17 protein-coding genes, 4 tRNA genes and 1 pseudogene are annotated in these 19,703 nt (G+C 61.5%); 18 read left to right on the top strand and 4 right to left on the bottom strand.

Features of this window, described 5'->3' with window-relative positions:
- Positions 1-44 precede the first annotated feature (44 nt).
- The 9 genes from ACV8MC_RS14015 to ACV8MC_RS14055 all read left to right on the top strand — a co-directional run bounded on the left by ACV8MC_RS14015 (position 45) and on the right by ACV8MC_RS14055 (position 8,070).
- On the top strand, positions 45-1,070 hold the full coding sequence (locus ACV8MC_RS14015; protein WP_024013958.1) for an NAD(P)H-dependent glycerol-3-phosphate dehydrogenase: 1,026 nt from the start codon (positions 45-47) through the stop codon (positions 1,068-1,070).
- Between the two features lie 30 nt (positions 1,071-1,100).
- Positions 1,101-1,448, top strand: coding sequence for a DUF4389 domain-containing protein (locus ACV8MC_RS14020; RefSeq protein ID WP_041479590.1), 348 nt, complete (start codon positions 1,101-1,103; stop codon positions 1,446-1,448).
- Positions 1,445-1,894, top strand: coding sequence for a phosphohistidine phosphatase SixA (gene sixA / locus ACV8MC_RS14025; protein ID WP_150637596.1), 450 nt, complete (start codon positions 1,445-1,447; stop codon positions 1,892-1,894). The genes ACV8MC_RS14020 and sixA overlap by 4 nt, the downstream gene beginning before the upstream one ends.
- Before the next feature lie 203 nt (positions 1,895-2,097).
- Complete coding sequence (locus ACV8MC_RS14030) at positions 2,098-3,753, top strand: AMP-binding protein (RefSeq protein WP_457262323.1); 1,656 nt, start codon at positions 2,098-2,100, stop codon at positions 3,751-3,753.
- 31 nt (positions 3,754-3,784) lie between these two features.
- The gene (locus tag ACV8MC_RS14035; RefSeq protein ID WP_016773655.1) at positions 3,785-4,228 is read left to right on the top strand and encodes a hotdog fold thioesterase; all 444 of its coding nucleotides are present in this window, start codon (positions 3,785-3,787) and stop codon (positions 4,226-4,228) included.
- Between the two features lie 152 nt (positions 4,229-4,380).
- Positions 4,381-5,187: an alpha/beta fold hydrolase gene (locus tag ACV8MC_RS14040; RefSeq protein WP_056788154.1), complete on the top strand. Its 807-nt coding sequence runs from the start codon at positions 4,381-4,383 to the stop codon at positions 5,185-5,187.
- Positions 5,184-6,038: an alpha/beta fold hydrolase gene (locus ACV8MC_RS14045; RefSeq protein ID WP_457262324.1), complete on the top strand. Its 855-nt coding sequence runs from the start codon at positions 5,184-5,186 to the stop codon at positions 6,036-6,038. Before ACV8MC_RS14040 ends, ACV8MC_RS14045 begins: the two co-directional genes overlap by 4 nt.
- A 115-nt stretch (positions 6,039-6,153) precedes the next feature.
- Positions 6,154-6,960, top strand: coding sequence for a DUF4892 domain-containing protein (locus tag ACV8MC_RS14050; RefSeq protein ID WP_056788158.1), 807 nt, complete (start codon positions 6,154-6,156; stop codon positions 6,958-6,960).
- A gap of 69 nt (positions 6,961-7,029) precedes the next feature.
- Positions 7,030-8,070 carry an AI-2E family transporter gene (locus tag ACV8MC_RS14055; RefSeq protein WP_041479597.1) on the top strand — a complete coding sequence of 347 codons (1,041 nt, stop codon included), beginning with the start codon at positions 7,030-7,032 and terminating at the stop codon, positions 8,068-8,070.
- A gap of 1,221 nt (positions 8,071-9,291) precedes the next feature.
- Here the strand turns inward: ACV8MC_RS14055 and ACV8MC_RS14060 are convergent.
- Together ACV8MC_RS14060 and ACV8MC_RS14065 are read right to left on the bottom strand one after the other, a co-directional pair.
- Positions 9,292-10,341, bottom strand: coding sequence for an ATP-binding protein (locus ACV8MC_RS14060; RefSeq protein ID WP_457262325.1), 1,050 nt, complete (start codon positions 10,339-10,341; stop codon positions 9,292-9,294).
- Positions 10,341-11,090, bottom strand: coding sequence for a response regulator (locus ACV8MC_RS14065; RefSeq protein WP_095181601.1), 750 nt, complete (start codon positions 11,088-11,090; stop codon positions 10,341-10,343). Before ACV8MC_RS14065 ends, ACV8MC_RS14060 begins: the two co-directional genes overlap by 1 nt.
- Before the next feature lie 262 nt (positions 11,091-11,352).
- Between ACV8MC_RS14065 and pyrF the strand changes: the two genes are divergently transcribed.
- The gene (gene pyrF, locus ACV8MC_RS14070) at positions 11,353-12,051 is read left to right on the top strand and encodes an orotidine-5'-phosphate decarboxylase (RefSeq protein ID WP_122507613.1); all 699 of its coding nucleotides are present in this window, start codon (positions 11,353-11,355) and stop codon (positions 12,049-12,051) included.
- A 126-nt stretch (positions 12,052-12,177) separates the two neighbouring features.
- Here pyrF and ACV8MC_RS14075 read toward each other — a convergent pair whose 3' ends face one another.
- Positions 12,178-13,182, bottom strand: a complete 1,005-nt coding sequence (locus ACV8MC_RS14075) for an NADP-dependent oxidoreductase (protein ID WP_457262326.1) — start codon at positions 13,180-13,182, stop codon at positions 12,178-12,180.
- A 235-nt stretch (positions 13,183-13,417) separates the two neighbouring features.
- On the opposite strand from ACV8MC_RS14075, the gene ACV8MC_RS14080 reads away from it, so the two are divergent.
- From ACV8MC_RS14080 to ACV8MC_RS14095, 4 genes and pseudogenes are all read left to right on the top strand, one after another.
- Positions 13,418-14,179 carry an SDR family oxidoreductase gene (locus tag ACV8MC_RS14080; RefSeq protein WP_137213905.1) on the top strand — a complete coding sequence of 254 codons (762 nt, stop codon included), beginning with the start codon at positions 13,418-13,420 and terminating at the stop codon, positions 14,177-14,179.
- Between the two features lie 191 nt (positions 14,180-14,370).
- A complete protein-coding gene (locus ACV8MC_RS14085; protein WP_457262327.1) occupies positions 14,371-15,771 on the top strand; it encodes an aminotransferase-like domain-containing protein in 1,401 nt (466 codons plus the stop codon).
- A gap of 990 nt (positions 15,772-16,761) precedes the next feature.
- Positions 16,762-16,938: pseudogene (locus ACV8MC_RS14090) on the top strand (HAMP domain-containing protein); the annotation flags it as partial.
- Positions 16,939-17,142: 204 nt separating this feature from the next.
- On the top strand, positions 17,143-17,847 hold the full coding sequence (locus ACV8MC_RS14095; RefSeq protein ID WP_415763996.1) for a methyl-accepting chemotaxis protein: 705 nt from the start codon (positions 17,143-17,145) through the stop codon (positions 17,845-17,847).
- A gap of 253 nt (positions 17,848-18,100) precedes the next feature.
- On the opposite strand, the gene ACV8MC_RS14100 is transcribed toward ACV8MC_RS14095, so the two are convergent.
- A complete protein-coding gene (locus ACV8MC_RS14100; protein WP_039764159.1) occupies positions 18,101-18,859 on the bottom strand; it encodes a hypothetical protein in 759 nt (252 codons plus the stop codon).
- 384 nt (positions 18,860-19,243) lie between these two features.
- Between ACV8MC_RS14100 and ACV8MC_RS14105 the strand changes: the two genes are divergently transcribed.
- The 4 genes from ACV8MC_RS14105 (at position 19,244) to ACV8MC_RS14120 (ending at position 19,656) form a co-directional block, all read left to right on the top strand.
- Positions 19,244-19,319, top strand: a tRNA-Glu gene (locus ACV8MC_RS14105).
- A 2-nt stretch (positions 19,320-19,321) separates the two neighbouring features.
- Positions 19,322-19,397, top strand: a tRNA-Gly gene (locus ACV8MC_RS14110).
- A gap of 104 nt (positions 19,398-19,501) precedes the next feature.
- A tRNA-Glu gene (locus tag ACV8MC_RS14115) sits at positions 19,502-19,577 on the top strand.
- Positions 19,578-19,580: 3 nt separating this feature from the next.
- Positions 19,581-19,656: transfer RNA gene (locus ACV8MC_RS14120), tRNA-Gly, on the top strand.
- Positions 19,657-19,703: the final 47 nt, after the last annotated feature.

The following is a 19,703-nucleotide window of genomic DNA, read 5'->3' on the forward strand; positions in this document are numbered from 1 at the left end:
TATAATGCCCGGCATCGCCACTGGTATGGATTAACGGATTGAATATGACTGAACAGCGCCCGATCGCGGTCCTGGGAGGCGGAAGTTTTGGTACCGCCGTGGCCAATCTGCTGGCCGAGAACGGCCATCAAGTCCTTCAGTGGATGCGTGACCCCGAGCAGGCCGAGGCCATCCGGGTCAACCGCGAAAACCCGCGTTACCTCAAAGGCATCAAGATTCTCCCGGGGGTGACCGCTGTCACCGACCTGCAGGCCACTCTCGATGCCTGCGATCTGTGCTTTGTCGCGCTGCCATCCAGCGCCTTGCGCACGGTACTCGCCGCCCACGCCGAGCGCTTGAGCGGCAAGATGCTGGTCAGCCTGACCAAAGGCATCGAAGCGCAGACCTTCAAGCTGATGAGCCAGATTCTCGAAGAGATCGCCCCGCAGGCGCGGATCGGCGTGTTGTCCGGGCCGAACCTGGCGCGGGAAATCGCCGAGCACGCGCTGACCGCCACGGTGGTCGCCAGCGAAGACGAAGAACTGTGCAAAGCGGTGCAAGCCGCCCTGCACGGGCGCACCTTCCGCGTTTACGCCAGCGCCGACCGTTTCGGTGTCGAGCTGGGCGGTGCGTTGAAAAACGTTTACGCGATCATCGCCGGCATGGCGGTGGCGCTGGAGATGGGCGAGAACACCAAGAGCATGCTGATCACTCGCGCCTTGGCGGAGATGACCCGCTTCGCCGTGAATCAGGGCGCCAACCCGATGACCTTCCTTGGTCTGGCCGGGGTTGGCGATCTGATCGTCACCTGTTCATCGCCCAAGAGCCGCAACTACCAGGTCGGCTTCGCCCTCGGTCAGGGCTTGAGCCTTGACGAAGCGGTGTCGCGTCTCGGCGAGGTCGCCGAAGGGGTCAACACCCTCAAGGTGCTCAAGGCCAAGTCCCAGGAAGTCGGCGTGTACATGCCGCTGGTCGCCGGGCTGCACGCGATCCTGTTCGAAGGACGCACGCTGGAGCAGGTGATCGGTCTACTGATGCGTGCCGAGCCGAAAACCGACGTCGACTTTATTTCCACCAGCGGTTTCAACTGATTCAGCTGTTACACGGACAGGAAGCAAGCCATGAGCGATCCGAAAAGCGAAACCCAGTACGAATCCATCCTCCTGCGGGTGTTGTGGATGATCGTTTATCTGCTGGTCTGGCAAGTCGCGCAATTCATCCTCGGCGCGGTGGTATTGGTGCAACTGATCTACCGCCTGATCTACGGCGCACCGAGCGCCAGCCTGATGAATTTCGGCGACAGCCTCAGCCAGTTCCTCGCGCAGATCGGCCGCTTCGGCACGTTTCACAGTGACCAGAAGCCCTGGCCGTTCGCCGACTGGCCGGCGCCGCGCACCCCGGAAGGTGAAGCGCCGCACACCGTCGCCCCGGCCGCGCATCCGGTGCGCGATGAGGAGCCCAAACTATGAAACTGTGGGTATTGCGTCATGGTGAGGCGGTGCCTCACTCGAAGATCGATTCCGAGCGCGAGTTGACCGAGCATGGTCGTAAAGAAGTCCTGAGCAGCGCCGCGCATCTCATGGGCCAGCCGCTGACGGCGATTTACGCCAGCCCTTATCTGCGCGCGCAGCAAACCGCGCAGATCGTGCGCGACGCATTGGGTTTCGAGCCGGAGATTCGCACGGTCGAGTGGCTGACGCCGGATAGCGATCCGGACAAGGTCGCCGAGCAATTGGTGTCCGTCAGTAATGTTTTGCTGGTCAGCCACAACCCGTTGGTGGGCAACCTGCTCAGCTATCTGCAGCACGGCGCCGGACATCCGCCGGAGCGGGTGAGTACGGCGGGGCTGGCGGAGCTTGAGCACAGCGAGCTGCTGATTGGCTCGATGAAGCTCAACAGCCTCAAGCACCCTTAACGCCATATCCCTGTGGGAGCGAGCCTGCTCGCGAAGGCGGCGTGTCATTCACCCTTTTTGGGGCTGACATACTGCATTCGCGAGCAGGCTCGCTCCCACATTGATTTCTGCCAACCCATGAAATTATTTGTTTGAAAATTCCAACCAAGCACTTGCTTGGTTGACTACGCTTGCTCCAGACCAAAAAAACAGGAGCGAGTCGCATGTCTGCCGCCTTCCGTTTGCCGCTGGACGTGTTCTACGAACGGGAAGCCCGGCACCCGCGCCAGCGCTTTCTTGTGCAGCCCATCGGCGGCGGTCAGGTCGAAACGCTGACGTGGGCCGATGTCGGCCATCAGGCCCGCTGCGCGGCGCACTGGTTACGGGCGCGGGAGTTGCCGCCCGGCAGCCATATCGCCCTGATCTCGAAGAACTGCGCGCACTGGATCATCGCCGACCTGGCGATCTGGATGGCCGGGCATGTGTCCGTGCCGCTGTACCCCAATCTCACCGCCGAGTCCGTGGCGCAGGTGCTGACTCACTCGGAAAGTGCGCTGGCGTTCATCGGCAAACTGGATGACTGGGCGGGCATGTCGCAAGGTGTGCCGGCGGGCCTGCCGACCATCAGCCTGCCGCTGCATCCGCCCGGCGAGTTCGATTACAGCTGGGCGGACCTGCAGAGCTGTTCGCCAATCCAGGACGATCCACGTCCCGCCGCCGAGCAATTGGCGACGATCATTTACACCTCCGGCACCACCGGCCTGCCCAAAGGCGTGATGCACAGTTTCGCCAATCTTGGTTTCGCCACCAGTCGCGGCACGCAGCTGTTCGGGCTCAACGAGAACGATCGGCTGCTGTCGTATCTGCCGCTGTGCCACGTTGCCGAGCGCATGTTTGTCGAATTGGCCTCGATCTATACCGGACAGACAGTGTTCTTCGCCGAAAGCCTCGAGACTTTCATCACCGATCTGCAGCGCGCGCGGCCGACGGCAATGTTTGGCGTGCCGCGTATCTGGACCAAATTCCAGATGGGTGTGTATAGCAAGTTCCCGGCGCAGCGTCTGGATTTCCTTCTCGGGCTGCCCTTCATTGGCAAGCGGGTCGGCCACAAAGTGCTGGCCGGGCTCGGCCTGGATGCCTTGCGCGTGGCGTTGTCCGGTGCCGCGCCGGTACCGCAGACCTTGCTCGCCTGGTATCAGAAACTCGGCCTCGATGTGCTGGAGGTGTACGGCATGACCGAGGGCTGCGGCTATTCGCATATCTGTCTGCCGGGGCGATACAAACAGGGCTGGATCGGCCAGCCGTGCCCGGAAGTCGAGGTGCGCATCGATGAGTCCGGCGAAGTGCAGGTGCGCAGCCAGGCCAACATGCTCGGCTATTTCAAGGAACCGCAGAAAACTGCCGAGACGCTGACTGCCGACGGCTTTCTGCGCACCGGCGACAAGGGCGAGCAGGACAGCGAAGGGCGCCTGCGCCTGACCGGGCGACTCAAGGAAATCTTCAAGACCAGCAAGGGCAAATACGTCGCGCCGGCGCCGATCGAAAACCGTCTGGCCGTGCATTCACGCATCGAACAAGTATGCGTGGTGGGCGATGGCCTGAGTGCACCGCTGGGGTTGTGCGTGCTGTCGGCGGTCAATCAGCAAGAGCCTCGTGCCAGCCTGCACGCCAGCCTGGAAAAATTGCTGCAGGAGGTCAACGCCGCCCTCGACAAGCACGAACGCCTGCACCGACTGGTAGTGGTCAAGGACAGTTGGGCGGTGGACAACGGCTTCCTCACGCCGACCCTGAAAATCAAACGCAACGTCATCGAAGACCGCTACGGCGCGCGTTTCGAAGAATGGAGCGCGCGCAGCGAGGCAGTGCTGTGGCAGGATTGAGCGTCGATTACAACAAAAAAGGAAGTCTGCGATGAGCTTGTGGCGTACTACTCCCGACATTGAACAGTTGAACGCAATCCAGAAGAACACCATTGGCGAAGTGCTGGATATTCGCTTCGAAGCCTTCGACGAACAGTCGCTGACCGCGAGCATGGTCATCGACCATCGCACCCACCAGCCTTACGGTCTGCTGCATGGCGGCGCATCGGTGGTGCTGGCGGAAACCGTCGGCTCGATGGCCAGTTATCTGTGCATCGATGCCAGCAAATTCTATTGCGTCGGCCTGGAGATCAACGCCAACCACTTGCGCGGCTTGCGTAGCGGAAGGGTGACGGCGGTGGCCACGCCAATTCATATCGGCCGCACCACGCATGTCTGGGACATCCGTTTGACCAGCGACGAAGGCAAGGCCAGTTGCGTGTCGCGCCTGACCATGGCGGTGGTGCCGCTGGGGGAACAGCCGCCGCTGCGTTGACAGGTTGTAGATCAAAAGATCGCAGCCTTCGGTGTTGTGGTCTTTTGCTTGCGAAGCGTCTCCACCACCATTTCTGGCAGTTATGGACATTGCTGCGGCGCCGGCTCTTGCGGACAATCAACGCCACGTTTCCCGCCCATGGATTTCCCCGCATGTCGCAACCGATTTTTTTCGCCCACGCCAACGGTTTCCCCTCGGGGACCTATGGCAAGTTGTTTGCGGCGCTGGCGCCGGAGTATCGGGTCGCGCATCTGGAGCAGCATGCCCATGACCCGCGTTTTCCGGCGGACGACAATTGGTACAACCTCGTCGACGAACTGATCCATCACCTGGAGCAGCAAGAGCAGCCGGTGTGGGGCGTCGGCCATTCCTTTGGCGGTCTGCTGCACTTGCACGCGGCGTTGCGCTGTCCCGAGCTGTATCGCGGCGTGGTGATGCTCGACTCGCCGGTGCTGACCCGCACCGATCAGTGGGTGATTCGCGCGGCCAAGCGCTTTGGTTTCATCGACCGGCTGACTCCCGCCGGGCGCACCCTCGGGCGGCGTGAAGAATTCGCCGATCTCGACAGTGCACGCAGTTACTTTTCCGGCAAAACCCTGTTTCGCGGCTTCGATCCGGAATGCTTCGATGCCTACCTGCAACACGGTTTGCATCAGGTCGACGACAAGCTGCGTCTGCGTTTTGACCCGGCCACCGAAATCAGCATTTATCGCGGCGTGCCGCACACCAGTCCCGGGCGCACCCGGCAGTTGCAGGTGCCGCTGGCCATCGTGCGCGGGCACAAGAGCCGGGTGGTCATGCGCCATCACACACGTTTCGTCTCGCGCCTGCCCCAGGGCGAGGCGCTGAGCATGCCCGGCGGGCACATGTTTCCGCTGGAGCGCCCGCAGGACACGGCGCGATTGCTCAAGAGCCTGTTCATGCGTTGGGAACAGCGGCAGAACAAGGATTGCGCATGAGCCCGACCTGCGAAGAAGTGCGCCTGAACCTGCCGCATATCGAGTTGGCCGCTCATCTGTTCGGCCCCGAGGACGGCTTGCCGGTGATCGCGTTGCACGGCTGGCTCGACAACGCCAATAGCTTCGCCCGGCTGGCGCCCAAGCTTGATGGCTTGCGCATCGTCGCGCTGGACATGGCCGGCCACGGTCATTCCGCTCATCGACCAAGCGGCGCCGGTTATGCGCTGTGGGACTACGCCCATGATGTACTGCAAGTCGCCGAGCAGATGGGCTGGAAGCGTTTCGGCCTGCTCGGGCATTCGATGGGCGCGATTGTCTCGATGGTGCTGGCCGGTTCGCTGCCCGAGCGCATCAGCCATCTGGCGCTGATCGACGGCGTGATTCCTCCGACAGACAAGGGCGAAAGCGCTGCCGAGCGCATGGGCATGGCCTTACAGGCGCAACTCGATCTGCGCGAAAAGCGCAAACCGGTCTACACCACCCTCGAGCGTGCCATCGAGGCGCGGATGAAAGGCCTGGTGGCGGTCAGTCGCGAAGCCGCTGAACTGTTGGCCCAGCGCGGGTTGATGCCGGTGCCCGGCGGTTACACCTGGCGCACCGACAATCGCCTGACCCTGCCATCGCCGCTGCGCCTGACTGAAGAACAGGCGATGGCGTTTGCCTCGCGCGTCAGTTGCCCGGCGCATCTGGTGGTCGCGGCGGATGGCATGTTGGCCAGGCATCCTGAGTTGCTGGAGCGTCTACCCTTCAGCTACGAACAGTTGCCGGGCGGGCATCATTTGCACCTGAATGACGAGGCTGGCGCAGGTCTTGTAGCAGACTGTTTCAATCGCTTCTTCGCCATGCCTTGACTTGCAGCGGGCAACTGCCGAGGCTGGGCGGGTTGAAATGGGAGACAAACTCGATGGATTTCTATACCGCTGCGACCCCGACCCGCCCAGCCATGACCGTCCGGTGAGGCTGACTATGCGGTCACTCAGTCTCTTCGCGCTGTGCTGCTTCAGCTCCTTGTCCTTCGCTGCCGATGTGCCGGGCAGCCAGGATCTGCAAATCGTGCCGCGTCTGGCCGATGCTCAGATCGTCGACTATCGCCCGGCGGCCGAGCTGGAGCGCATCTACCCGCTGGGCTCGATCCGCAAGATCAGCGGCCAGTTGCGGTTCGACGGTCAGGTCACCGCCCGCGGCCAGACCACCTCGGTGACCTACGAGTTGCCGCCTGAACATTCCGCCACCGAAGCCTTTACCGCCGCCCGCGAAGCCCTGCAACAGCAGGATGCCGAATTGCTGTTCTGGTGCCAGGCCCGCGATTGCGGCGAAAGCAGCCTGTGGGCCAACGAGGTCTTCGGCAACGCCAAGCTGTATGGCTCTGACGAGCAACAGGCTTATCTGTTGTTGAGGCTGGCGGCGCCAAAGGACAACACGCTGGTGGCGCTTTACAGCATCACTCGCGGCAATCGCAAAGCCTATCTGCATGTCGAGCAATTCGAGGCTGCGGCGCCGTTGGGCGAATTGCTGCCGACCTCGGCGACCCTGCTGCGTCAGTTGAAAAGCACCGGCGAGCTGGATTTTCCGAAACTGGTCGATGAACCGGATGCCACCTGGTTGCGCCTGATTTCCCGTGGTCTGAATCTCGACACGACCTTGCGGGTTACGGTTTCCGGGCCCAAGGCCGAAGCCTGGCGCCAGGCGCTGATCAATCAGGGCGTACGGGCGGCACGTCTGGAAGCCGGCAATCTCGAAGGCTCGGGCCTGCGCATCGACTTGTTGCGATAAGCTGTGCCGGGCGAGCACGCACACAGTGTTCGCCTACTCTTTCGCTGACTGACTTTGCCGGGACTTCCCATGCTCAATAACGATCGCCTGCTGGTGCAGATTCTGCTGCTGGTGTTGTTTGGTGCCAGCCTTTGGGTGATGGCGCCGTTCTGGTCGGCGCTGTTCTGGGGAGCGGTGCTGGCGTTTGCCAGTTGGCCGCTGATGCGTTTGCTCACGCGCTGGCTCAATGGCCGCGAATCGCTGGCCGCGTTGATCCTGACACTGGGCTGGATGTTGCTGGTGGCGGCGCCACTGGTGTGGCTGGGTTTCAACCTCGCCGATCATGTGCGTGATGCCACGGCATTCATCAAGGATGTGCAGGTCGACGGGTTGCCGGAAGCACCGACCTGGCTTGGCAGCGTGCCTTTGGTTGGTGAGCGGCTGGTGTCGATGTGGGACAGCATCGATCAACAGGGCGCGGCGTTGATGGTCTCGATCAAGCCGTATCTGGGGCAGGTCGGCAACTGGTTGCTGGCACGCAGCGCGCAGATCGGCGGGGGGATTCTCGAGCTGACGCTGAGTCTGGTGTTCGTGTTCTTTTTCTACCGTGACGGGCCGCGACTGGCGGCGTTTGTGCACAGTCTGCTGCAGCGCTTGATTGGTGATCGTGCCGGCTATTACATCGAGCTTGTCGCCGGTACGGTGCAGCGGGTGGTCAACGGTGTGATTGGTACAGCGGCGGCGCAGGCAGTGCTGGCGTTGATCGGCTTTTTCATTGCCGGGGTTCCCGGGGCGCTGGTGCTGGGGATCGTCACGTTTCTGCTGAGTCTGATTCCGATGGGGCCACCGCTGGTGTGGGTGCCGGCCACGGCGTGGTTGGCGTGGAAGGGCGAGTACGGGATGGCGGTGTTTCTCGGGATCTGGGGGACGTTCATCATCAGTGGCGTGGACAACGTGCTCAAGCCGTATCTGATCAGCCGTGGCGGTAATCTGCCGTTGGTGATTGTGTTGCTCGGGGTGTTTGGCGGGTTGATTGCGTTTGGCTTTATCGGGTTGTTTATTGGGCCTACGTTGTTGGCTGTGGCTTATAGTCTTTTGACGGATTGGAGTAAGAGTCAGGCTCGGGTCTAGGGGGGGCTTGGCGGCCTTTGGGCCGACCATGCTTGGGTTTGTTTGAAGTGAATATCCGAATGTTTCGCTGCGGCGGCTGGCGGTTCCGCCCTTACGGCGGGTCACCTTTTTCAAACGCCAAAAAGGTAACCCAAAAGGCTTGCTCCTGCGTTCGGCCCTCGCAGGCTCGGGTTCCTTCGCTGCGGGATCGATCTGGGCGCAGCGGCTCCGGTTTGCTTCGCTGCACCTACACTCGCTGTGTACGACTGCGTCGTACGGTCGCTGCGCTCCCACGCCCGGATCAATCCCTCCGCTCAGCCTTCCGACGTCGCCGGTGGATCAAGATCAAAAGCAGTACTCGAGCTTGCGCTCATTGTTGAGTGGGGCGGCTTCGCCGCGGGCAGCTGCGCTGCTTTGCTTTTGATTTTGATTTTGTGGGAGCGAGCCTGCTCGCGAAGGCGGCCTGACAGCCGACCCATCTCTCTCTGAAATTACTCGATCCCTGTGGGAGCTGGCTTGCCAGCGATAGCGCCCTCACATCCAGCCAATATCTACCGAATACAATCAGTTTCATTGTGGGAGCGAGCCTGCTCGCGAAGGCGGCCTGGCAGCCACCCATATCTCTCTGAAACCACTCGATCCCTGTGGGAGCTGGCTTGCCAGCGATAGCGCCCTCACATCCAACCAATATCTGCCGAATACACTCAGTTTTATTGTGGGAGCGAGCCTGCTTGCGAAGGCGGCCTGGCAGCCACCCATATCTCTCTGAAACCACTCGATCCCTGTGGGAGCTGGCTTGCCAGCGATAGCGCCCTCACATCCAGCCAATATCTGCCGAATACACTCAGTTTCATTGTGGGAGCGAGCCTGCTCGCGAAGGCGGCCTGACAGCCAACCCATCTCTCTCTGAAATCACTCGATCCCTGTGGGAGCTGGCTTGCCAGCGATAGCGCCCTCACATCCAGCCAATATCTACCGAATACAATCAGTTTCATTGTGGGAGCGAGCCTGCTCGCGAAGGCGGCCTGACAGCCGACCCATCTCTCTCTGAAATCACTCGATCCCTGTGGGAGCTGGCTTGCCAGCGATAGCGCCCTCACATCCAGCCAATATCTACCGAATACAATCAGTTTCATTGTGGGAGCGAGCCTGCTCGCGAAGAGGCCGATACATTCAACAGATGTATTGAATCATCAGACGCTCTCGCGAGCAGCCTCGCTCCCTCTTCAAGTCGGCTGAGTCTCAGCCCCGTGGCAAGCGGACAACGGCGGTCAGCCCGCCACCCGGCGTTTCTTCCAGATCCAACTGCCCACCCAGCCGCTGCGCGGCTTCGCGGGCGATGGTCATGCCCAGCCCTACGCCGCCGGAGTTGCGATTACGCGATCCCTCCAGTCGATAGAACGGCTCAAAAACCGCTTCCCGCTGTTCTTCAGCAATACCCGGTCCGTGATCAATCACCCGAATTAGCAGTTCTTCGCGCTGTTCCAGCAGTTCAATCCGTGCCTGTCCGGCGTAACGCAGCGCGTTGTCCAGCAGGTTGTTGATGCACGAACGCAGCGCCATCGGTTGCACTGGCAAAGGCGCGCAGTGGCCGCTGGCCTGTACATCGGCGCCCTGGTCCTGGGCGTTCTCGCACAGCGATTCGACCAGCGCCTGCACGTCCAGCAACTGCAAGGCTTCGCTGGTGCGTTGTTCGTGCAGATAGGTGAGGGTGGCGTCGAGCATGCCGATCATGTCGTCGAGATCCTGGCGCATCTGGCTTTGCAGTTTGTCGTCGCTGATGTTTTCCAGGCGCAGTTTCAGGCGTGACAGTGGCGTGCGCAGGTCGTGGGAGACGGCGCCGAGCATGCGCGCGCGTTGCTGGACCTGTTCGCGGATACGCCGTTGCATGAGGTTGAAGGTGTGCGCCGCTTGCCGGGCTTCGCGCGGGCCGGATTCGTCGAGGGGGTCGCTGTCGAGGTCTTCGCTCAGGCGCTCGGCGGCGTCGCTCAGGCGCTGGATCGGCCGGGTGAGCAGTTTGGCGCCGTACCAGGCGGCGATCATCAGCGTGATGAATTGAAAGGTCAGCGGCACCACCGGGCCACCGAACCAGGGGCGCGCTTGTCTCGGTGGATAAGCGGCGTCGCGCATGGGCGGTTGGCCGTTGATGTTCGCTGAGAACTCGGGCGGTGGTGGGGGCGGAGGAGGGCCGTAGAGCCTGAACCAGGCGAAGGCCAGCAGGTGCGCCAGGACAATCGCCGCGAACAGCACCCCGAACAGGCGACCGAACAGGGTGTCGAAGCGCGCCTTCATCAGCCGATGTCCCGCGCGTCGAACAGGTAACCCTCGCCGCGCACGGTCTTGATCAGTTGCGGGGCTTTCGGGTCGTCGCCGAGTTTTTGCCGCAGGCGCGAGACCAGCAGGTCGATGCTGCGGTCGAAGGCTTCGATCGAGCGACCGCGAGCGGCGTCAAGCAGTTGTTCGCGGCTGAGCACGCGGCGCGGGCGTTCGATGAAGACCCAGAGCAGGCGGAATTCGGCGTTGGACAAGGGCACTACCAGGCCGTTGTCGGCGACCACTTGGCGCAGGACGCTGTTGAGGCGCCAGTTGTCGAAGCGAATGTTGGCGCGCTGGTCAGTGCGGTCGTCGCGCACGCGGCGCAGGATGGTCTGGATGCGGGCGACCAGTTCGCGTGGTTCGAACGGTTTGGCCATGTAATCGTCGGCGCCCAGTTCCAGGCCGATGATGCGGTCGGTGGGTTCGCAGCGGGCGGTGAGCATCAGGATCGGGATGTCCGATTCGGCGCGCAGCCAGCGACACAGCGACAGGCCGTCTTCGCCGGGCAGCATCAGGTCGAGGACGATGACGTCGAAATGTTCGCCCTGCAGCGCCTGGCGCATCGCCGCGCCGTCGGTGACGCCGCTGGCGTGAATGTTGAAACGGGCGAGGTAATCGATCATCAGCTCGCGGATCGGCACGTCATCGTCGACGATCAGCGCGCGGATGCTCCAGCGCTTGTCGTCTTTGCTTTCATCCGTCACGGTTGTCGGGGCGTTGGGCATGGGGCTGTTCACTACCAGGGGTGGTTTCAGCATAGGCGTCCGGCCGGGGGGCGGGAAGTGCTGTTGTAAGGACGTGTTGCGCCGGGCGAGGCTAACCCGAATGCTTGTTGCGGGCGTGTCGGTTGTGTATCGGAGTCGACACAATAGCCGCGCCGGCTAAGCTGATAACCGCCAGCGCGACGATTTACCGATCATCGGGTGCCGCGCCGCCGCCGGTTCCGCTACAATGCGCGCCGTTTTCGACCAGCCTGAGAGCCCATCCATGTCCGCCTGCCAGACTCCTATCATCGTCGCCCTGGATTTCCCCACCCGTGACGCCGCACTGAAGCTGGCCGACCAGTTGGACCCGAAACTGTGCCGGGTCAAAGTGGGCAAGGAACTGTTCACCAGTTGCGCGGCGGAAATCGTCGGCACCCTGCGTGACAAGGGTTTTGAAGTGTTTCTGGATCTCAAATTCCACGACATCCCCAACACCACTGCGATGGCTGTGAAAGCCGCTGCCGAGATGGGTGTGTGGATGGTCAACGTGCACTGCTCGGGCGGTCTGCGCATGATGGCCGCCTGCCGTGAAGAGCTGGACAAGCGCAGTGGTCCGCAACCGTTGTTGATTGGTGTGACCGTGCTGACCAGCATGGAGCGCGAGGATCTGGCCGGTATCGGTCTGGATATCGAGCCGCAGGAACAAGTGCTGCGTCTGGCGGCACTGGCCGAGAAGGCCGGGATGGACGGTCTGGTGTGTTCGGCGCTGGAAGCGTCGGCGCTGAAAGCCGCGCACCCGTCGCTGCAACTGGTGACCCCGGGGATTCGCCCGGCGGGCAGCGCGCAGGATGATCAACGGCGCATTCTGACCCCGCGTCAGGCGCTGGATGCCGGTTCCGATTACCTGGTAATCGGCCGTCCGATCAGCCAGGCGGCAGATCCGGCGCAGGCGTTGGCCGCAGTCGTAGCCGAAATTTCCTAAAGCTTATTGAAGATCCAACTGTGGGAGCGAGCCTGCTCGCGAAGAGGGAGTGTCAGTCGGCATCATTATCGACTGATCCACCGCTTTCGCGAGCAGGCTCGCTCCCACATTGGTTTCAGGCTGGCCTTAAACCTTCAGAACCAACTTGCCAAAGTTCTCGCCGTTGAACAGTTTCATCAGCGTCTCGGGGAACGTCTCCAGCCCATCAACCACATCTTCCTTGCTCTTGAGCTGCCCGTTGGCCATCCAGCCGGCCATCTCCTGCGCGGCGCTGGCGAACTGCGCGGCGTAGTCCATCACCACAAAACCTTCCATGCGCGCGCGATTGACCAGCAGTGACAGGTAATTGGCCGGGCCTTTGACCGCTTCTTTATTGTTGTACTGGCTGATGGCGCCGCAGATCACCACCCGCGCTTTCATGTTCAAGCGGCTCAGCACCGCGTCGAGAATGTCGCCGCCGACGTTATCGAAATACACGTCCACGCCCTTCGGGCATTCGCGCTTCAGACCGGCCACGACGTCTTCGGCCTTGTAATCAATGGCGCCGTCGAAGCCCAATTCGTCGATGAGGAATTTGCACTTGTCGGCCCCGCCGGCAATGCCAACGACGCGGCAGCCTTTGATTTTGGCGATCTGCCCGGCCACGCTGCCCACCGCACCTGCGGCGCCGGACAGCACCACGGTGTCACCGGCTTTCGGTGCGCCTACGTCGAGCAAGGCGAAGTAGGCGGTCATGCCGGTCATGCCCAGTGCAGACAAATAGCGTGGTAATGGCGAGAGTTTCGGGTCGACCTTATAGAAGCCGCGCGGCTCGCCGAGGAAATAATCCTGCACACCCAGAGCGCCGTTGACGTAATCGCCGACGGCAAAGCCGGGATTGTTCGAGGCGATGACTTTTCCCACGCCCAGTGCGCGCATGACCTCACCGAGACCGACCGGCGGGATGTAGGACTTGCCTTCGTTCATCCAGCCGCGCATGGCCGGGTCGAGGGACAGGTATTCGTTTTTCACCAGGATCTGTCCTGCCTGTGGCTCGCCGACCGGTACTTCCTGATAAGTGAAAGTCTCGCGGGTCGCGGCGCCCACCGGGCGTTTGGCGAGCAGGAACTGGCGATTGGTCTGGTTGGTCATGACAGGCACTCGAATGGAATGAAGCCTTGTTGATAGCTCTTCAACGCCGATGTCGCAAGGTTGGCTGATACGGCGAATGCGAGTCGATCCAGTGCAGTGATGGTTACGGGGCGGGTTTTATCACTGCGGCGCATGGGCCTTTAAACAGCGATTGCATAGTGCTGACGCGCTTTCGCTGCCCTTGGCTATGCTGCGACGCCAACATCTTCCAGTTTTTGCGTTCGAGGACATACCCATGAGCATGACGTTTTCCGGGCAGGTGGTTGTAATCACGGGGGCCGCCCACGGCATCGGCCGCGCGACAGCCCTGGCGTTTGCCGCCGAGGGCCTGAAAGTGGTGGTGGCTGACCTGGACGCGGCCGGCGGCGAAGGCACGGTGGCGCTGATTCGTACAGCCGGTGGCGAAGCGTCCTTCGTGCGCTGCGACGTGACATTGGAAAGCGATGTGAAAAATCTGATGGATGAGGTGATCAATACCTACGGTCGTCTCGACTATGCCTTCAACAACGCCGGGATCGAAATCGAGAAAGGCAAACTCGCCGACGGTTCGCTGGACGAATTCGACGCGATCATGGGCGTCAACGTCAAAGGCGTCTGGCTGTGCATGAAGTATCAGTTGCCGCTGTTGTTGGCGCAGGGCGGTGGCGCGATCGTCAACACGGCGTCGGTGGCCGGGCTGGGTGCGGCGCCGAAGATGAGCATCTACGCGGCGTCGAAACATGCGGTGATCGGCCTGACCAAGTCGGCGGCGATCGAATACGCGAAGAAGAAAATCCGCGTCAACGCAGTGTGCCCGGCGGTAATCGACACAGACATGTTCCGCCGCGCCTACGAAGCTGACCCGAAGAAGGGCGAATTCGCCAATGCCATGCACCCGGTCGGACGCATTGGCAAGGTCGAGGAAATCGCCAGCGCGGTGCTGTATCTGTGCAGCGATGGCGCAGCGTTCACCACTGGGCACTCATTGGCGGTGGACGGCGGCGTGACAGCGTTCTGAAAGTTGCCGAAATACAAAGAACCCGCCTGCGTGCGGGTTTTTTTGTACCTCGCGGTCGGTCCCTGTGAATACCGCTAAACAATGTGTATCAAACCGTTAGAACTGGCGCATTTGGCGGCGTTGTCGCACAGCCTCGGCGGCGCGGCTGTGATTTACTGCTGCCAGCAAAACTGACAGGAGTTTGCGAGCTCATGGAACTGAGAATTGACCGACAGGCAATGGTGCCGGTCGTGCAGCAGATCGTCGACGGAATGACTGACTGGATTGTGCAAAGCGGCATCCCGCCGGCCACCCGGTTACCCTCCGTACGGCAAATCGCCCGGGGGAATCTGCTCAGCCAGTCGTGCGTTGTCGAAGCCTGCGAGCGCCTGGTCTCGCAAGGCGTATTGACCACGCGCCAGGGCGCGGGATTCATCGTCGCGGCCTCGCCGGCATTGCGCGAAGCGGACTCGGAATGGGCAGCGTGCGAGGGCCGCCCCGCATGGCGTGATGAGGTGGACGCCGCAACGAGTCGCTTGATTTTGGGGCAAGGAGGCTTGCCGCCGAGTTGGCGTGAGCCCGACGACCTCAGCTACGCGCTGCGCGAGGTGGCACGCACCGACATGGCCAGCCTGTTCAACTACAGCTCGCCACTGGGCCTGCCAGCGCTGCGCGAGCAAATTGCCAAGCGTCTGAAACTGCTGAATATCGACGCCTGCAGTACCCGGCTGATGAGCACCAGCGGTGCCAGTCATGCGCTCGATCTGATCGTGCGCACCCTGTTCAAGGCTGGCGATTGCGTGGTGGTGGAAACGCCCGGTTATGCACCGTTGTTTGACCTGTTGCGTCTGCACGGCGTACAGATGCTCGAAGTTCGTCGTACGCCGAGCGGGCCGGACATCGACATGCTCGAGTCGGTGCTGCGTCAGTTTCGTCCCGGCGCCCTGTTCATCGGCAGTCATCACCACAATCCCACCGGCAGTTGCCTGACGCCTGCGGTGGCCCAGCGTATCGTGCAGTTGAGCAAGACCTACGACCTGCGCGTGATCGAAGATGACGTCTACGCTGATCTGCACACCGGCAACGGTACGCGGTTGGCGGCGCTGGACCATGGCGGCCGGGTCATTTATGTCGGCAGCTTTTCCAAGACACTGAGCAGTTCGTTGCGGATCGGCTTTGTCCTGGCGGACAGCGAGCTGCTGAAGCGCCTGGCGGAGGTCAAGATGATCAGCGGCCTGGGCTGTTCGAGGCTGGCCGAGGCGGTGCTGGCCAGGCTGATGGCGACCGGTGCGTATCGCAAACTGGTGCAGCGTCAGCGCCAGCGCTTGAATGCCGATCGCGCGGCGGCCTTGCAGGCCCTGGAAGATGCCGAGTGGGAAGTGTTCGGCAAGCCGGTTGGCGGGCTGTTCATCTGGGCGCGGGCACGCTTGCGCGACCAGACGTCGGTGCGCAGGCAGGCCCAGCACTGCGGGCTGGAGTTGTCAGCAGCGGACGCCTTCAGTCCCAGCGGTGAGTGCGGTGACTGGCAGCGCATCAATGTGGCCTGTGCCTGCGACCCACGGGCGCGGCAGTTTTTTCGCAATACCTGCGCGGATCGACCTCCAGCATTCTGAAAACGACGCGGGCGTAGCTTTTTGCCATTATTCCGACGCCAGAGTCTTGTGCTGGTTCGAGCCCGTTGCGAATCTTCGGCAACAGACTTAGGCAGGGGACTACGCGCAATGATTTCGGCCGTGCAAGGACGTTTTGCCAACCTCGGTATGGCGAAAAAACTGGGTATCGGATTTGTGCTGGTCTTGTTGCTGACTGCGTTGGTGGCGGCGATCGGCGTCTGGTCGCTGCAAACCATCAGTCTGCGTTTCGACGGCTTGAAGCAGATGTCCGCGCTCAACAGCGGCCTGCTCAAGGTGCGCCTCCTCGAGCAGGAATACGCCCTGCGCGGCAATCCGAAAACCGCCGATGCCTTGCGCGAAGGCGTCGATGGGCTGATCGTTCTTGCCGGCGAGCTCAAGGCACATTCCCCGGCCAATGTGCCGGTGATGAGCGATGTCGAGCAAGCGCTGGGCGCGTATCGCAAGGCCTTCGATGAATTCGTCTCGCTGAGCCAGGCCAAGGACCTCGCGCTGGAGATGGCCAGTTGGTCGGTGTCCAGCGTGGCCAATAACCTCGACGTGTTGCAGAGCGGCCTGGCCGATGATGGCGCCTACACGTTGAAAGACACCGAGGGCAAGGACGGCGCCCAGTTCATCGAACAGGCGAATCAGGTCAGTCAGGTCTCGCGACTGATGCTGCAGGCGATGAACGAAGCGCGGGTGCGGCTGGATCAAAGCCGCAAGGGCGATGCCGACAATGCCGGCCAAGGCAACATCGAGCAGGCCGCGCAAGCGCAGGAGCAGGCCGAGGCGCTGAAAACCACGGTCAAGGACGAGGGATATCTGACGGTGCTCAACGAAGTGTCAGGGCATATCGCCGGATTCAACGAGAAACTGGCTGAATACACCGGTTTGCTGGCGCAAGAAAAAACGGTTTATGACCAACTGCATCAGCGCGCGGCGCAGGTGGTGGACCGGGTCAATCAGGCCTACGTCGCCGAAGATGCTTCGATGCAGGCGGAGCTGAAAAAGAACACGGTATTGATCATTGGCTCTTCGGCGCTGGCCTTGTTGGTCGGATTGCTCGCCGCGTGGGTGATCACGCGCCTGATCGTGGCGCCGCTGCGCAGTGTGATTCGCGTGGCGCAGCAGATTGCTGCGGGTGATCTGACGGCGAAGGTCGAGGTGACGCGCCGCGATGAAATGGGGCAATTGATGTTGGCCATGCAGCAGATGGCTGCCGGTCTCGGATCGATTGTCAGTGGCTTGCAGGCCGGTATCGAGCGCTTGGCCGGTTCCGCGCAATCGCTGTCGGCGGTGACCGAGCAGACCAATCTGGAGGTCAACAGCCAGAAGGAGGAAACCGAGCAGGTCGCCACCGCCATGAACCAGATGACCGCCACGGTACATGACGTCGCGCGCAATGCCGAAGAGGCGGCGCTCGCGGCGCAGACGGCGGATGACAAGGTCGAGAGCGGCCAGCAGGTGGTGCGTCAAAGCATGGCGCGGATCGAGCAGTTGGCGGATTCAGCGACCTCGGCCAGTTCCAGCATCGAGAGCCTCAGCGCCGAAATTCAGAATATCGGCACGGTGCTGGAGGTGATCAAGAGCGTGGCCGAGCAGACCAATCTGTTGGCGCTGAACGCGGCAATCGAAGCCGCGCGGGCCGGGGAGCAGGGCAGGGGGTTTGCGGTGGTGGCCGATGAAGTGCGTGCGCTGGCACGGCGTACGCAGCAATCGACCGAGGAGATCGAACGCTTGGTCAGTGCCCTGCGCGCGGCGGCGCAGTCGTCGGTGCAGCAGATTCGCAGCAGTGGCGAACTGGTGAAGCTGGCGGTCAGTGATGCGTTGCAGACCGAGAGTGCGCTGGGGAGTATTGCCGCGGCGGTGTCGTTGATTCAGCAGATGAATCAGCAGATCGCGGCGGCGGCGGAGGAGCAGAGCTCGGTGGCGGAGGAGATCAACCGCAGTGTTACGCAGATTCGTGCGAGCGCGGATCACTCTTCCGTGGCGATGCGCGGGAATGCGGCTTCGAGTGTTGAGCTGGCGCAGTTGGGCGGCGAGTTGCGCTCGATGGTTGGGCATTTTAGGCTTTGAGCCTTGGCGGCCCTTGGGCCGACCAGGCTCTCGGCTTCGCCGCGTGGGGATGGCCCGGGTTTGCTTTTGCTGTTCTGTGGGAGCTGGCTTGCCAGCGAAGGCGGCCTGACAGCCGACCGATTTTTACCTGAGAACACTACTTCCCAATGTGGGAGCGAGCCTGCTCGCGAAAGCGGTCTTCAATTCACACCTCTTTCAAGTCGCCCACAAAAAAGCCACCAATAACGGTGGCTTCTCTTCCAGCATTCCCGCCTCAGTCGTAAATCACTTTTTTCTTCCAGTCCGCATCGGCTTCGACATCCTTCAAACCGGCGGTCAGTTGGTTTTCTTCACCTTCCACCGGGGCAATCTTGTCCATGACCTGGGCGTTCGCTCGGGCGAGGAGTTTTTCCAGGTATTGCAGTTGCTCCGCGTACATCTGCGGGTCCTGCTGTTTGCGCAGATATTGCACGCCGCGTTCGAAGGCGAGGCGGGCCTGGCCGGGTTGGTTTTGTTGCAGGGACTGTTGGCCGAGGTTGTTGAAGAATTCGATGTGCAGCAGCACGAGGATGTGGCGCACCTCGCGGATCCATTGTTTGGCTTCGTTCGGTGGCAGGAAGCCGTCGTGGGCGGCGCGGGTGATCTGGCCGTGCAGGGCTTCGAGGAGGAAGCGCACGTCTTTGGCTTTGGCTTCGGTCAGGATCGGCGCGGGCGGGTTGTTCACCGGGATCGATTCGCCTTGGGCAACGAGGGCGCTCAGTTCGGTGATGCGGGCCTTGGTGGTTGCGCTGGTCTTTTCCAGATTGAGCAGGCGCTGGCAGACGTTGAGTTCCAGGCGGGTCAGCAGCAACTTGAGCGCCGGGGTCATGAACTGGCCGGGGAAGGTTTCGGTCAGTTCGCCGCAGCGGCGCAGGCGGTCGTTGAGTTCGACTTTGGTGCGGGCCTTCTCCAGTTTGTTGTTTTCCACCACATGGTTCATGTAGCCAATGGCGATCAGAATTGCGATCCCGGCTACGACTAGCAGGGTGATCATGAGTGGTGTCACCGGTAAGACCTCTTTATAGGGTTCGCATGCGAGTGTAGTGGCTGGGCATTTAGGCGCCTAGCGCCGCTCGACGGGTTTGATCGGCTGCTGCAATCTGTATCGGCTGCCAGCGGTATAGATGAATGCTGGCGCTTGATGTGCAGATTGCCATCACTGTGCGGTGGACTATAACGTCTTGGCGAGTGGCGGAATATAGGCGTCAGGTTTCGGACGACGGAAAAGCCCTACGCGGCCCGTAATCCAGGTCGAAGTCATTGATTTAAATAAATTTATATCAGGGGGTTGACGACCCTTCAATCCATCCATAGAATGCGCGCCACTTGCAGCGTAAAGCACACAGCGAAACGCGGCAGGGAGTGAATGTTGTAGTGTGTCCCCTTCGTCTAGTGGCCTAGGACACCGCCCTTTCACGGCGGTAACAGGGGTTCGAGTCCCCTAGGGGACGCCAATGCGGGAATAGCTCAGTTGGTAGAGCACGACCTTGCCAAGGTCGGGGTCGCGAGTTCGAGTCTCGTTTCCCGCTCCAATTTTAAACAGCAGTGCTTTCGGGCGGTGCTGAGTGAAACCAGAACCAAATCTTCGGATGCGGATCTGGACACCGAAACACACACCATGTGTTCCGGGTAGCGTGTCCCCTTCGTCTAGTGGCCTAGGACACCGCCCTTTCACGGCGGTAACAGGGGTTCGAGTCCCCTAGGGGACGCCATTTGCGGGAATAGCTCAGTTGGTAGAGCACGACCTTGCCAAGGTCGGGGTCGCGAGTTCGAGTCTCGTTTCCCGCTCCAATTTCACAAAAACGCCGATCAGTGATGATCGGCGTTTTTGTTTGTGC

The organism is Pseudomonas sp. PK-RTE-24, assembly GCF_054052265.1.

Bases quoted from the DNA above. Each gene is read 5' to 3' on its own strand.
- sixA (WP_150637596.1), top strand. From the start codon at position 1,445: ATGAAACTGTGGGTATTGCGTCATGGTGAGGCGGTGCCTCACTCGAAG.
- ACV8MC_RS14050 (WP_056788158.1), top strand. From the start codon at position 6,154: ATGCGGTCACTCAGTCTCTTCGCGCTGTGCTGCTTCAGCTCCTTGTCC.
- ACV8MC_RS14060 (WP_457262325.1), bottom strand. From the start codon at position 10,341: ATGAAGGCGCGCTTCGACACCCTGTTCGGTCGCCTGTTCGGGGTGCTG.
- ACV8MC_RS14020 (WP_041479590.1), top strand. From the start codon at position 1,101: ATGAGCGATCCGAAAAGCGAAACCCAGTACGAATCCATCCTCCTGCGG.
- ACV8MC_RS14035 (WP_016773655.1), top strand. From the start codon at position 3,785: ATGAGCTTGTGGCGTACTACTCCCGACATTGAACAGTTGAACGCAATC.
- ACV8MC_RS14040 (WP_056788154.1), top strand. From the start codon at position 4,381: ATGTCGCAACCGATTTTTTTCGCCCACGCCAACGGTTTCCCCTCGGGG.
- ACV8MC_RS14075 (WP_457262326.1), bottom strand. From the start codon at position 13,182: ATGACCAACCAGACCAATCGCCAGTTCCTGCTCGCCAAACGCCCGGTG.
- ACV8MC_RS14080 (WP_137213905.1), top strand. From the start codon at position 13,418: ATGAGCATGACGTTTTCCGGGCAGGTGGTTGTAATCACGGGGGCCGCC.
- ACV8MC_RS14065 (WP_095181601.1), bottom strand. From the start codon at position 11,090: ATGCCCAACGCCCCGACAACCGTGACGGATGAAAGCAAAGACGACAAG.
- ACV8MC_RS14085 (WP_457262327.1), top strand. From the start codon at position 14,371: ATGGAACTGAGAATTGACCGACAGGCAATGGTGCCGGTCGTGCAGCAG.
- ACV8MC_RS14015 (WP_024013958.1), top strand. From the start codon at position 45: ATGACTGAACAGCGCCCGATCGCGGTCCTGGGAGGCGGAAGTTTTGGT.
- ACV8MC_RS14030 (WP_457262323.1), top strand. From the start codon at position 2,098: ATGTCTGCCGCCTTCCGTTTGCCGCTGGACGTGTTCTACGAACGGGAA.
- ACV8MC_RS14100 (WP_039764159.1), bottom strand. From the start codon at position 18,859: ATGATCACCCTGCTAGTCGTAGCCGGGATCGCAATTCTGATCGCCATT.
- pyrF (WP_122507613.1), top strand. From the start codon at position 11,353: ATGTCCGCCTGCCAGACTCCTATCATCGTCGCCCTGGATTTCCCCACC.
- ACV8MC_RS14095 (WP_415763996.1), top strand. From the start codon at position 17,143: ATGACCGCCACGGTACATGACGTCGCGCGCAATGCCGAAGAGGCGGCG.
- ACV8MC_RS14045 (WP_457262324.1), top strand. From the start codon at position 5,184: ATGAGCCCGACCTGCGAAGAAGTGCGCCTGAACCTGCCGCATATCGAG.
- ACV8MC_RS14055 (WP_041479597.1), top strand. From the start codon at position 7,030: ATGCTCAATAACGATCGCCTGCTGGTGCAGATTCTGCTGCTGGTGTTG.